This is a genomic window from Roseibium sp. RKSG952 (assembly GCF_009711355.1).
Genome location: NZ_SMMF01000905.1, coordinates 1 through 12,100, shown reverse-complemented (window position 1 = coordinate 12,100; position 12,100 = coordinate 1). Strand labels below are relative to the sequence as shown.

At 58.8% G+C, this 12,100-nt stretch carries 11 protein-coding genes and 1 pseudogene; 4 read left to right on the top strand and 8 right to left on the bottom strand.

The window, feature by feature from the left end; all coding sequences use genetic code 11:
• Positions 1 to 76: 76 nt before the first annotated feature.
• Complete coding sequence (gene thiD / locus E1297_RS17455; protein ID WP_155140516.1) at positions 77 to 880, bottom strand: bifunctional hydroxymethylpyrimidine kinase/phosphomethylpyrimidine kinase; 804 nt, start codon at positions 878 to 880, stop codon at positions 77 to 79.
• Between the two features lie 148 nt (positions 881 to 1,028).
• Here thiD and E1297_RS17450 point away from each other — a divergent pair, with 148 nt between their 5' ends.
• The gene (locus E1297_RS17450) at positions 1,029 to 1,265 is read left to right on the top strand and encodes an Lrp/AsnC ligand binding domain-containing protein (protein ID WP_155140514.1); all 237 of its coding nucleotides are present in this window, start codon (positions 1,029 to 1,031) and stop codon (positions 1,263 to 1,265) included.
• A 10-nt stretch (positions 1,266 to 1,275) separates the two neighbouring features.
• On the opposite strand, the gene E1297_RS17445 is transcribed toward E1297_RS17450, so the two are convergent.
• Positions 1,276 to 2,277: a DMT family transporter gene (locus E1297_RS17445; protein ID WP_155140512.1), complete on the bottom strand. Its 1,002-nt coding sequence runs from the start codon at positions 2,275 to 2,277 to the stop codon at positions 1,276 to 1,278.
• A 376-nt stretch (positions 2,278 to 2,653) separates the two neighbouring features.
• Here E1297_RS17445 and E1297_RS17440 point away from each other — a divergent pair, with 376 nt between their 5' ends.
• Positions 2,654 to 3,667, top strand: coding sequence for a putative transporter (locus E1297_RS17440; protein ID WP_155140510.1), 1,014 nt, complete (start codon positions 2,654 to 2,656; stop codon positions 3,665 to 3,667).
• A gap of 24 nt (positions 3,668 to 3,691) precedes the next feature.
• Here E1297_RS17440 and E1297_RS17435 read toward each other — a convergent pair whose 3' ends face one another.
• The 5 genes from E1297_RS17435 to E1297_RS17415 all read right to left on the bottom strand — a co-directional run bounded on the left by E1297_RS17435 (position 3,692) and on the right by E1297_RS17415 (position 9,337).
• Positions 3,692 to 5,995 (bottom strand): xanthine dehydrogenase family protein molybdopterin-binding subunit, encoded by a 2,304-nt coding sequence (locus E1297_RS17435; RefSeq protein ID WP_155140508.1) that lies wholly within the window; start codon positions 5,993 to 5,995, stop codon positions 3,692 to 3,694.
• Between the two features lie 136 nt (positions 5,996 to 6,131).
• Positions 6,132 to 7,178, bottom strand: a complete 1,047-nt coding sequence (locus E1297_RS17430; RefSeq protein ID WP_155140506.1) for a succinylglutamate desuccinylase/aspartoacylase family protein — start codon at positions 7,176 to 7,178, stop codon at positions 6,132 to 6,134.
• 9 nt (positions 7,179 to 7,187) lie between these two features.
• Positions 7,188 to 8,093, bottom strand: a complete 906-nt coding sequence (gene rimK, locus E1297_RS17425; protein ID WP_155140504.1) for a 30S ribosomal protein S6--L-glutamate ligase — start codon at positions 8,091 to 8,093, stop codon at positions 7,188 to 7,190.
• A 35-nt stretch (positions 8,094 to 8,128) separates the two neighbouring features.
• Positions 8,129 to 8,602: a RimK/LysX family protein gene (locus E1297_RS17420; protein WP_209015832.1), complete on the bottom strand. Its 474-nt coding sequence runs from the start codon at positions 8,600 to 8,602 to the stop codon at positions 8,129 to 8,131.
• A gap of 141 nt (positions 8,603 to 8,743) precedes the next feature.
• A complete protein-coding gene (locus tag E1297_RS17415; RefSeq protein ID WP_155140500.1) occupies positions 8,744 to 9,337 on the bottom strand; it encodes a VOC family protein in 594 nt (197 codons plus the stop codon).
• 264 nt (positions 9,338 to 9,601) lie between these two features.
• Here E1297_RS17415 and E1297_RS17410 point away from each other — a divergent pair, with 264 nt between their 5' ends.
• Both E1297_RS17410 and E1297_RS17405 read left to right on the top strand, forming a co-directional pair.
• Positions 9,602 to 10,612, top strand: a complete 1,011-nt coding sequence (locus E1297_RS17410; protein ID WP_155140498.1) for a DMT family transporter — start codon at positions 9,602 to 9,604, stop codon at positions 10,610 to 10,612.
• A gap of 178 nt (positions 10,613 to 10,790) precedes the next feature.
• Positions 10,791 to 11,693, top strand: coding sequence for a DMT family transporter (locus E1297_RS17405; RefSeq protein WP_368669605.1), 903 nt, complete (start codon positions 10,791 to 10,793; stop codon positions 11,691 to 11,693).
• A gap of 55 nt (positions 11,694 to 11,748) precedes the next feature.
• On the opposite strand, the pseudogene E1297_RS17400 reads toward E1297_RS17405, so the two are convergent.
• Positions 11,749 to 12,100 (bottom strand): annotated as a pseudogene (locus E1297_RS17400) (long-chain fatty acid--CoA ligase); the annotation flags it as partial.

Here is a 12,100-nt window from a genome sequence, read left to right as displayed (position 1 = left end):
TGGCCAGATGCCGGCTTTTGCTCTTTGGAACGCTGATCCCTGCCGCTTTTCCATCAAGCCAAGCGGCAAAACCGGGTCAGCCCTGCCAGGTGCGATAGAAGTGGTGCACCGGCCCGTGCCCGTTACCGATCTTCAGCCGGTCGGACGCTGCGATCGCGCCGGAGATATAATCCTTGGCCTCGCGGACGGCGGCTTCCAGTTCAAGCCCTTTCGCCAGACCGGATGCAATGGCAGATGACAGGGTGCACCCGGTGCCGTGGGTGTTTTGCGTGTCGTAGCGCGGACCGGTGACCCAGATTTCGCTTTCCGGTGTTTTCAGAAGGTCCCGCGCTTCATTGCCCGTGGCATGTCCGCCCTTCATCAGAACGGCTTTTGCACCGAGCGCAAGCAGCCGGTTTGCCTGATCCTGCATGGCCGCATCCGACTCAGCCAGTTTGCTTCCAAGGATATGCGCCGCTTCATGAAGGTTCGGCGTCACAATGTCGGCCAGGGGCATCAATTCGGATACGAGAACCGAAACCGCTTCTTCCGCCAGAAGCGGATCGCCGGACGCTGCAACCATCACCGGATCAAGCACGACCGGCCCGGTCGAAAAGGCCCCCAGTCCGCTTGCAACCGCGCGGATCGTTTCAGGCTGCGACAACATGCCGATCTTGGTCGCGGTGACGCCGAGGTCCGAATAAACTGCCGCCATTTGTTCGGTGATGAAACCGGGCGGCACATCATGGATCGCGCTCACACCCAAAGTGTTTTGGGCGGTCAGCGCGGTCAGAACGCTTGCCCCATAAACACCCAGCGCCGAGAAGGTCTTCAAGTCGGCCTGGATACCGGCCCCGCCGCCGGAATCGGATCCGGCTATTGTCACCGCAATGGCGGTCATTCCGTTCTCCCAGAAATCATCGATACCGGGCACGGGTAACAGGGGGCAAAACCCATTGCAAGCCGAGCCGGCCGCATCCCGAGATTGACTGTCCCTTCCGGATCGGCGATGTCGTGACGGTGAAGAAACCGAGATACCGGAGCCGCCGATGACACCGTTTTTCGTGATGATCAAGTGCAAGCTGGGCGAAACCTATCAGGTGGCCAACGCCATTGCCGATGCCGAAATCGCCTCGGAGATCTATTCAACCAGTGGCGACTACGACCTGCTGGTCAAGTTCTATGTCGAAGACGGCGCGGATATCGGCCATTTCGTCAATGAGAAGGTGCATCCCGTTTCCGGCATTCAGGACACCAAGACCATCATCACTTTCAAGGCCTTTTAAGCCTGCGCCATCAGGACTTCGACGGCGTATAGGCCCGGCGGTCCTTGGTCCGGTCGAAGCCAAGCCGGTGTTCGCGGTAAATCACGAAAATGCCGGAAGCGACGACAATCGCCGACCCGGCGAGCACCTGCCAGACCGGCTGCTCGGCGAACAGGAACCAGCCGAGCAGGATCGCCCAAATCATGTTCACATAGTCGAACGGGGCAATCGTCGAGGCATCGGCGTAGCGGTAGCCCTGGGTCAGCAGGATCTGGCCGATCCCGCCGGACAGACCGACAAACACCAGCAAAAGCGCCTGAGTCAGGTTTGGCACGGTCCAGGCCTGCGACGGCCAGACCATGCCGATCGGGATCGTCACCAGGGCCAGCAGGGTTGCAGCTCCCGAAAACCAGGTCACGATGGTCGAGGTCCGTTCCGTTTCACAAAGCTTTCGGACGAAGATCATCGCAAGGGCTGCAAAGGCAGCGCCGAAAAATCCGCAAACCGCGCCGATCGCCTCGATCCCCCCGACATCCCCCTGCCCCAGATGCGGGGACAGGATCACCAGGATGCCGAGAAATCCGATTATCACCGCGCTCCAGCGATAGATCCGGACGGCTTCGCCGAGAAATGCCCAGGCGAGAACCACCACGATCAGGGGGGCTGCAAAGCCGATGGCGGTCGCGTCGGGAAGCGGCAGGAGCGCAAAGGCGGTGAAGGAAAACGCCATCGCGGTCACGCCGACCACGGCCCGCCCCACATGGCCCCACGGCCGCGGGGTCTGCAGGGCCAGATGCAGCTCTCCGCGCATGGCAACCATCAGCAGGACCGGAAACATCCCAAAGAAGTTGCGTGCAAACACGATCTGGCCAACCGGGAGCGATTCGGCCGCGATTTTCAACGCCGCCACCATGAAGGCAAAGGCCAGGGTCGATCCCAGCTTGAAGGTGATGCCGATCAAGGGAGCATTGCGCACAAGCCCGGTGGGGGCAGGTGCCGGCGGGTATCTAAAAAGAGCGCCAAGCCGCGCCATGGGGAACTGTCCTGCGGTCCGACGCAAGGAAATTCAGGCAAGGCGGAGCGTCGGGCCTATGGCCGCCTCGGCAGATGTTTCGAATAATTGGGTTCTTGAGCAGGCGCGCAAGACGGGAACAGCGCGCCAATTGCGTCAACGGGAGACCATGTGCGGATAGGCCCCGCGACCGGCGCTGCGCGAGACCCTAGGCCAGCCCCCGGCATTGCGCAAGAACCGGATAATGATACAGACCGGTCAAGTACCGGCCAGCCGAACACTTTCGGTAACATTTTACAACGCACTGCATTCCGCGAATTTCATTTGCGCAAACGCACAAATTCGCGCTTAGCCTCCTATCTATTCCCAGAACACATAAGCGGACTGCGAGGCAGGTATGTTCAAATCCTTTTTCTGGAACCGGGAATGGTTCATGTGGGCCTGGGCCGGGTCGATCCTGATCGTGATTGCAAGCTGGTATCAGGTCGAGCTGGACGTCCAGATCAACGAATGGTTCGGCACATTTTATGACACGGTGCAAAAGGCCCTCGGCGAACCCGGGTCCATCACCTTTCCGCAATACATGGCCGAAATGCTGACTTTTCTGCGGATTGCGGGCATCTATATCTTCATCGCCGTTGTTCTTGATTTCTTCATCAAGCATTTCATTTTCCGGTGGCGCACAGCGATGAACAACTACTACATGTCCCACTGGCATGTGGTCCGGAACATCGAGGGGGCGGCCCAGCGCGTTCAGGAAGACACGATGCGCTTTGCCCGGATCATGGAAGGATTGGGCGTGTCCCTGATGCGGTCGATCCTGACACTGATCGCCTTTCTGCCATTGCTTTGGGAATTGAGCACCAACGTAACGGAGCTTCCCTGGGTCGGGACGGTCAGCCATTCGCTAGTCTATGTGGCCATCCTGTCAGCCGCCTCCGGCACTGTTCTTCTCGCCATTGTCGGGATCAAGCTGCCGGGGCTGGAGTTCAACAACCAGAAAGTCGAGGCCGCTTACCGCAAGGAACTGGTTTACGGCGAAGATCACGAGGAGCGCGCCTCACCGGCGACGGTCACCGGCCTGTTCTCTCACGTGCGCAAGAACTATTTCCGGCTTTATTTTCACTATCTTTATTTCGACGTCGCCCGGTATTCCTATCTGCAGGCCACGGTTCTGGTGCCCTATATCGCGCTTGGCCCGACCATTGTCGGCTCGGTGATCACCCTCGGCGTCATGCAGCAGATCGTGCGGGCGTTCGGGCGCGTCGAGAACTCCTTTCAGTATCTCGTCAACGCCTGGCCGACCATTGTCGAGCTTCTGTCCGTCTACAAGCGCCTGAGAGCATTCGAGGAGCATATCCGAACTCATGAGCGCATGGGCGGCGCGCCCCGCCCGGCGCCTGCGGAATGAGCCTGACCACAGGCCGCGCCGGGTTCACCCCCGTGCGGCCTGTATCGCTTCCCAAACGAGATTGGGGGTTGCCGGCATGTCGATTTGCTTGACGCCTGCGCCCTCGCGCAGCGCCATGTTCAGCGCATTCATCACCGATGCGCAGCCTCCGATCGTCCCCGCTTCGCCAGCGCCCTTGATGCCCAGCGCATTGGTGGTCGAGGGCACATTGCGGGTCTGGAAGCCGATATGCGGCAGGTCGCCGGCGCGAATCAGCCGGTAGTCCAGCAAGGACGCCGTCAGAAGCTGCCCATCGGCATCAAACACCGTTCGTTCGCACAGGGCCTGACTGATCGCCTGCGCGGTTCCTCCAATCACCTGACCTTCAAGCAGGAGCGGGTTCACCGTCACCCCGAAATCATCAACGATGACATAGTTCAAGAGCGCGACGTCCCCGGTTTCCGGGTCGACTTCCAGTTCGCAGATATGGGTGCCGTTCGGATAGGTCGCCTCGTCCTGCTTGACTTCGTCCCGGCCGGTCAGGGTTTCGGGAGCCGCTGCTGCCACTTCTGCCAAGGTTACCTGCCGGTCGGTCCCCACCACCCGCACATGACCTTCCTGAAGTTCCAGATCTTCGGCTCCGACTTCAAGCTTGTCGGCGGCAATCTCCTTGATCCTGGCAACCAGCGCCTTCGAGGCGCCCTCCACCGACGGAAGCCCCAGGGGTATGGAGCGCGACCCGCCGGTGCCGCCCCCCTTGCGAACCTGCCCGGTATCGCCCTGGATGACTTCGATCTGCTCAAGATCAATCCCCAGCTTCTCCGCCACGACCTGACTGTAGGCGGTCGCATGCCCCTGCCCGTTGGTCTGTGTGCCGATCAGGAGCGTCACTGTGCCGTCGCCATTGAGCTCAAGCGTCGCCTCCTCACTTCCGGCAAAGGCGCAAGCCTCGATGTAACAGCACATGCCGATGCCCCGGTATTTGCCATTGGCCGCAGATTGGGCCTTGCGGTCTTCAAAACCGTCCCAGCCGGCCGCTTCAAGGGCAGCATCGAGGTGGCCAGCAAAATCCCCGGTGTCATACATCCGGCCTGTCGGCGTGGTGTAGGGCAGCGCTTCTCTCGCGATGAAGTTTCGTTTGCGGATTTCGACCGACCCAAGACCGGTCTCGATCCCCGCCTGCTCGATCAGGCGCTCGATCAGATAAGCGGCTTCCGGACGCCCGGCCCCGCGATAGGCATCGGTCGGCACCTGATTTGAGTAGACGCCCGTTGCTGTCACATGGAGCGCCGGAACATCATACAGACCTGTCGACATGGAGGTCCCGACAAAGGGAATGAACGGCCCGAACTGGTGCAGATAAGCGCCCATGGAAGCCAGGACCTCGATCTCCAGACCCACGATTTTAGATGTGGCGTCAAGGGCCAGCCGGGCGGTCGTGACATTATCCCGGCCATGCGCATCGGTGACGAAATGATCCATGCGCTCCCCGGTCCACTTTACCGGTTTACCGAGACGCCTGGCGGCAACAAGGCACAACGGATATTCCCGGTAGGCAAAGATCTTGGTGCCGAACCCGCCGCCAACTTCCGGCGTGATCACCCGCATCCGGTCCGGATCGATCCCGAGGATGTCATTGCAAATCACATCCCGCATGCCGTGCCCGCCCTGGGTGCCCAGCGTGAACGTGTAGCGATCCTCGTTGCCGTCATACTCGGCAACACAGCCGCGCGGTTCCATGTAATTGGCCACAAGCCGGTTGTTGGTGATCTTGATCGACACGATCCTGTCGGCGGTGTCGAAAGCAGCCGCGCATTTCTCCTTGTCACCGTGGCCAAGCACGAAAGCCTGGTTGGTCCCGTGCTCGGGCCAAACCAGCGGCGCCCCGGCTTCAAGAGGTTCTTCGACACCCGTCACCACGTCCAGAGGGTCGTAGTCGACCTCGATCAACTCGGCCGCGCTTTTGGCGATATGAACGCTGTCTGCGACGATAAAGGCGATGGCATCCCCGACATAGCGCACGTGATCGGAACACAGCACAGGCTGCACGGGGCAGTCATGCGCCGTGCCGTCGACCTGCCGCATCCTGGCCTTCGTGGGCATCGGTTTCAGATCCGCAATATCTGCGGCCGTGAGCACCAGGTGCACACCGGGCAGCGCCAGAGCGTCATTCACGTCGCCAACCGTAATGCGCGCATGGGCCATGGAGGAGCGCAACATGTAAGCGTGCAGGCATCCGTCCGGCTGATGGTCATCGGTATACCGGCCATGCCCGGTGATCAGGCTTGCATCTTCCTTCCGGCGGACCGGCGCGCCGATCCCGAATTTCGGGGTCACCATCTGGTTCATGATCGTTCCTGCCTCTTGACCTGAAAGCAGCGGCTCATCACGCACCTGACGGGCGCGGCTGCAAATGCGTTACCAGCACCATAGGGCCGAGATAAGCCTCTGGCCAGTTCCGGGCAATGCCGTGTTCACCGCGCGCTCAAATAATCTCGTCCTCGTCAAACAGGGATTCGGCCTCAAGCTGGGACGACAAACTGTCAAAGGCGGCTTCCACGTCTTCGCGCTGCCGGATATCGGCGATATGAAACAGACCGTCGCCTTCATTGACCACCGGCAGATTGGTTCGCCCGATGATCAGACCGCCGGTCGAGGCCAGAACCTGATGCTCGACCTCTCCGAACGGATCGGAAATGACACCCAGCAGGGCGTCCGGTTCCACTACGTCACCGGTCGACTTGTAGGGCCTCAGCAATCCACCGGCAGGCGCGCGCACCCAGGTGCTGGAAGAGGTTCGCAAAGACGGCGCACGCGGTCTGGAGATCCCCTTGCGCGGCACCATCCTGAGTTCTGCCAAGACGCGCAGGACTCCAGTCACGCCAGCGCGGATCGACATTTCATCGAACCGCAAGCCCTCGCCGGCTTCATAAACGAGCACATCGACGCCACGGGTGCGGGCGGCTTCGCGCATCGATCCTTCCCGGAGTTTGGAACTCAGCACCACGAAAGCGCCAAACGCCCGCGCGAGCACCAGTGTTTCCGGCTTTGACGCGGACACCCGGATTTGCGGCAGATTGGTCCGGTGGATGGCTGCCGAATGCAGGTCAATCCCGAAGTCGGCCCGTGCAAGGATCTCCTCGGTGAACAAATGCGCCAGACGCCCGGCAAGCGACCCGCGCACACTGCCCGGAAACGACCTGTTCAAATCACGGCGGTCGGGCAGATAGCGGGAATGGTTCAAAAACCCGAAGGCATTGACAATCGGGATCACCATCAAGGTGCCACGCAAGGCATCCAGTTGCGGCGCCTTCAGAACACGCCGTGCGATTTCAACCCCGATCACCTCGTCGCCGTGAACCGCTGCGCTGACAAACACGACAGGCCCCGGTTTGGCGCCGTGGATGACCTGCACGGACATGCTGACCGGGGTGTGATCCGACAAGACGCTGACCGGGAGGTCGACCGTTTTCCGCGTTCCTGCAGGAATGTCGTGACCGCCAATCGCGAAGGGGGCTCGTGTCCTTTTCATGCGCGCCTGTCAGCCACGTCCTTTGGTTTTCGTCTTCCCGATCACCGCAGTCTTTTCCAAAAACTCGATGATCTTTGCCGCAACGTCGATCCCGGTCGCCTTTTCGATCCCTTCAATACCGGGTGAGGAGTTGACCTCCATCACCACCGGCCCGTGGTTGGAACGCAGCATGTCGACCCCGCAAACGTTCAGCCCCATGGTTTTTGCAGCCCGCAAGGCCGTCGACCGTTCCTCCGGAGAAATCTTGACCTGCGCCGATGTGCCGCCCCGATGCAGGTTCGACCGGAAATCACCATCAGCCCCCTTGCGCCGCATGACGGCGACCACCTTCCCGCCAATGACAAAGGCCCGGATGTCCTCGCCGCCCGCTTCCTTGATGAACTCCTGCACAAGGATGTTCACATTGGCCCCGCGAAACGCCTCGATCACCGATTTCGCGGACCTTTCCGTATCGGCCAGCACCACGCCAATGCCTTGTGTCCCCTCAAGCAACTTGATCACCACAGGTGCGCCCCCGGCCGTCTTCAGCACTTCTTCGGTCTGCTTCGGGTCATGGGCAAACGTGGTCACCGGAAGCCCGATCCCGGCGCGCGCCAGAAGCTGCATGGAACGCAGCTTGTCGCGTGACCGGCCGATGGCAACGGATTCGTTCAAAGGGAACACATCCATCATCTCGAACTGCCGCAGCACGGCGAGGCCATAATAGGTCACAGACGCACCGATCCGCGGAATGACCGCGTCATATCCCACCAGTTTCTCGCCATTGTAATAGATTTCTGGCCTGCGCGAGGCGATGTTCATGTAGCAGCGCAAGGTGTTGATGATATCAAGTTCATGGCCACGCGCCTCAGCCGCTTCCTTGATCCGAATATGGGAATAAAGGTTCGGATTGCGCGCCATCATCGCGATTTTCATTGCCCATTCCCCTTATGCTCCGTGTGTCCGAAACATCACGGATGATCGTCTTTGCTCTTCAGACTGTCGGTCCGCGAAAGGATTTCGTCCGGTTTCCGGCTTGCCAGAAACGAGCGGCCGGGATGGACAGCGATCCTGCGCCCGCGAATGGCGGTGCGCCCGAGGATCATGTCGAAACCCATGTTTTCCCGGTTGGCCAGTGAAAGGTCTATGTGCCAGTGATGGCCGCCCATGACCAATAGGGTCCTGACGACAATGCGGCTTTCGGCAAGGCCGCTTGTGTTCTTGATCTTGCGTTTGTCGAGAATCGGAACCTCTGCGTAAAGGTTCCGATGATATCGCGAAGCGGGCACGCGAAACCGGACCCACGCGAGCCCGTCACGATCAAAGATCTCCTGATCTTCTGCATGAATGGCCGACGTCCGCGCACCCGTGTCGATCTTGGCGCTCATGTTCGAGACATCCAGTTCCGGCAAAGACACGGTTTCGCGCCAACCGACCAAGCTCACAGAACGCGCTGAAGAATGGCTTTTGCCCGCACCCATCTGAATTTGTCCCACCGGCCCGAATGCCTCCCGCCGAGCTTTAGTCGCACCATGGCATGCGCATGGTACAGGGGCAACCACTCTTCACCAGCTGCCTGAGGCGGTTCAATCCGCTGACTTGTATGGATTTTTGGCCGACCGGTCGTCAGACAGGCTTCGGCGCGTCCGATGCGTCAGGGCCTCGATCGCATCGGCAAGATGAACCTCCGCGATGTTGTAGTCGCCGCGCGCCACGCGGATCCTGTGAGCCTCGAACATGATCTCTCCCATCTGGACACCCGCAGGCGGCTTAAACCGGTAGGACGCCAGTTCGATCAGGAACCCCAGCGGGTCACGGAAATAGATCGAATCCATGAAGCCCCGATCCTTCGGGCCGCTGTGGCGGATACCGCGCTCGTCAAGACGCATCGCAATTTGCCGGAAGGTCGCCTGCGACACCGACAGCGCCAGATGGTGAACACATCCGGCATCCTGCGGAACCGGCGCTTCATCCGGCAGACGGTCCTCGTTGGTAAAGATGGTGATGAGGCGCCCGTCGCCGGGATCAAAGTAAAGATGGCTCTCGTTGAGCTGGTCCAGATTGGGCTGTTCGAACACGAAGGGCATGCCGAGCACGCCCTCCCAGAAATCGATGGAGGTCTGCCGGTCTGCACCCGACAACGTGATGTGGTGGATGCCCTGTGTCTGGATTTTTTGCATGATTTTCCGGTCCCTCTGCCGCTCCCTGATGCCTGCAATCAAGAAGCTTAAGGCGCGTGGACGCGGGAACAATCCGCCATTCGGTAAACAGTCCGTCGACCAATCCGCCGCTGGAAGGTCTTTCATCCTTGCCTCGCAAATAGTAAGGCTCACTTATTATGCCAAACTGTCCCGGGCGCTTTTGCCTCCTCTCCATCTCCGGGAGCTGACCAGGCCGCCCCTAGCCCGCCGCCGCATAACCGGTTTGTCTGGAAACAAGACCACATGACCCTGCAGGATAAAGAACTGTCCGCATCAGAGCGCGTGCGAGAGACACAGGAAACGCGGGTGTCAAGACATCCCCGGATCGTGTCCCGCCTGCGCGAGATGACCAGCAGGCTGCCGGACAATACCGTTGGCGCGCTCTGGATCCTGCAGGCGGCCTTTCTGTTCACGGTGATGGCAGCGCTGATCAAGCTGGCCGGAAGCGGCATGAGTGTCTTTCAGATCCTCGCCGTTCGCCAGGCAATCATGGTGTTGATCGTCGCGCCCAGGATCCTGGCCGGTCTGCCCGGATCCCTGGCCACCAAGCGCCCCGATCTGCAGGCAGCGCGGGTGGTTCTGGCCACAACCACAATGCTAAGCGGCTTCACGGCCATCATCGAGCTTCCGCTGGCCGATGCCACCACACTCAGCTTTTCGAAAACGTTTTTCGTCACCCTGTTCGCCATATTTCTTCTCGGCGAACAGGTCGGCCGCCACCGTTGGGGGGCAACCATTGCCGGTTTCTTCGGCATCCTGATCATGCTGAAGCCGAACGCTGCCGGATTCGTCAACCCCTATGCCCTGCTCGCGCTGGGAAGCGCAATCACGGGCAGCCTCGTCCTGATCACGGTGAAGGTGCTGACCAGAACCGACCCGCCCATCACGATCCTCACCTATCAGGCGATTTTTGTCGGGCTCATCATGGCGGTTCCGGCCTACCTCACCTGGACACCGCCGACGCTGGAGCAATGGGGGCTATTGGCGCTGATCGGAGCCGTGTCATGGGCCGCGCAAATGTCCAACATCCGAGCTTTCCGGTCAGGCGAAGCCAGTGCGATTGCATCGCTCGACTACACACGCCTGCTTTATGCGACGATCTTCGGAATTGGCCTGTTCGGTCACTGGCCAAGTGGCGTAACGCTGCTGGGAGCCGGCATCATCATTCTGGCAGCGCTTTACACGGTCCGGCGCGAGGCTATCCGCGGGCGTGAGCTGGCGCGGAACGCCGAAGACAATAATCAGGGCGTCTGAAATCCAGACTTAATTGTCATTATTTGCACGCAGTTCATGCGCCCGGAACCACCACTTTAGTAAAAATAACAATTGACCATTCATGATAAAATTCATTACGCTACCTATATAGAAATAATTGCAATAAATAAAAAAATTAACTGATAAATTCATTTAAACTGCACAATAAAAAACCCAAATTTTAAGGAATTTTATAATTCCTCATCAAGATACTAAATCAAAATCCAAAAGGCCGGTTGAAAACCTGAAAGGCATCATATGGATTGTTCAGGCTGCCTTTTGGCTTTCCGTCATGTATGCACTCGTCAAGATTGCAGGCGATAAATTCAGTGTTTTTCAAATTCTCTTCATTCGACAAATTGTTATGGTCGCCGTATCGAGTCCAAAGATTATCAGAGGCTTGCCCGAATCGCTTCAAACCCGCCGGCCCGGTCTACAGGCACTAAGAGTTATCCTCGCCTTGATTACGTTGACAGCCAGCTTTCTCGCCTACATGAAGCTGCCGCTGCCAGATGCTACGACATTGCAATTTACGAAAGCTTTTTTCACAACAATTTTTGGGGTCATCATTTTGGGTGAGGCAGCCGGTTTTCGGCGCTGGACCGCGATATCCATTGGCTTCCTTGGTGTGCTTTTGATTGTAAAGCCGGACGAAGACACGCTAACGAATCCGTATGATTTATTGGCTATCGCCAGTGCAGCATCGGTCAGTTTAGGACTGATATTGGTCAGAATCGTTTCAAAAACCGATCATCCTGCAACCACTCTCGTTTTCCAGTCAGCACCTGTCGGGCTCATTGTAGCAATACCAGCACTCTTGACTTGGCAGCCGCCAACTTTGCGTGAGTGGGCTCTTCTTATCAGCATCGGGATCGTGTCTTGGGCTGCACAAACATGCAATATCAAAGGCTTCCATCTCGGAGAGGCAAGCGTTGTTGCCCCCTTTGACTATACCCGTCTTATCTATGCGGCAGCATTTGGATATCTAATATTCGGAGAAATCATTGGAATCTCCACTCTTCTTGGCGCAGCACTAATCTGCGGAGCCTCCCTATACGCTCTAAAGCTCGGCAAAAAGTAGCGGCGGGCTTTAAAGATTTGCCCACCGCCGAAATTCTAAATACTCCAACCAGACTTCAAGCGCTTTCGGCCGAGATCGCGGCGCGTTTTGCCGCTTCCTCTTCCACCAGCTCCTTCTTGGACAGCTTGCCGACCATCGTCTTCGGAAGCTCATCCCGGAACTCGAAGTCGCGCGGCATTTCGATCGGCGACAAATGGTCCTTCAGGAACTTCTTCAGTTCGTCGCCGGTCAGGCTGTAGCCTTCTTTCAGCTTCATGAAGGCCTTCGGCGCCTGGCCACGGTAATCGTCGGGCACGGCAATCACGATCGTTTCGGCAACGGCCTCGTGCTGATAGATCGCCTCTTCGATCACCCGCGGATAGACATTGTAGCCGGAGCACAGGATCAGGTCCTTGATGCGGTCGACC

What these genes read in the sequence shown, in the direction of transcription:
- thiD (WP_155140516.1), bottom strand. Translation starts at nt 880, where the DNA reads ATGACCGCCATTGCGGTGACAATAGCCGGATCCGATTCCGGCGGCGGG.
- E1297_RS17450 (WP_155140514.1), top strand. Translation starts at nt 1,029, where the DNA reads ATGACACCGTTTTTCGTGATGATCAAGTGCAAGCTGGGCGAAACCTAT.
- E1297_RS17445 (WP_155140512.1), bottom strand. Translation starts at nt 2,277, where the DNA reads ATGGCGCGGCTTGGCGCTCTTTTTAGATACCCGCCGGCACCTGCCCCC.
- E1297_RS17440 (WP_155140510.1), top strand. Translation starts at nt 2,654, where the DNA reads ATGTTCAAATCCTTTTTCTGGAACCGGGAATGGTTCATGTGGGCCTGG.
- E1297_RS17435 (WP_155140508.1), bottom strand. Translation starts at nt 5,995, where the DNA reads ATGAACCAGATGGTGACCCCGAAATTCGGGATCGGCGCGCCGGTCCGC.
- E1297_RS17430 (WP_155140506.1), bottom strand. Translation starts at nt 7,178, where the DNA reads ATGAAAAGGACACGAGCCCCCTTCGCGATTGGCGGTCACGACATTCCT.
- rimK (WP_155140504.1), bottom strand. Translation starts at nt 8,093, where the DNA reads ATGAAAATCGCGATGATGGCGCGCAATCCGAACCTTTATTCCCATATT.
- E1297_RS17415 (WP_155140500.1), bottom strand. Translation starts at nt 9,337, where the DNA reads ATGCAAAAAATCCAGACACAGGGCATCCACCACATCACGTTGTCGGGT.
- E1297_RS17410 (WP_155140498.1), top strand. Translation starts at nt 9,602, where the DNA reads ATGACCCTGCAGGATAAAGAACTGTCCGCATCAGAGCGCGTGCGAGAG.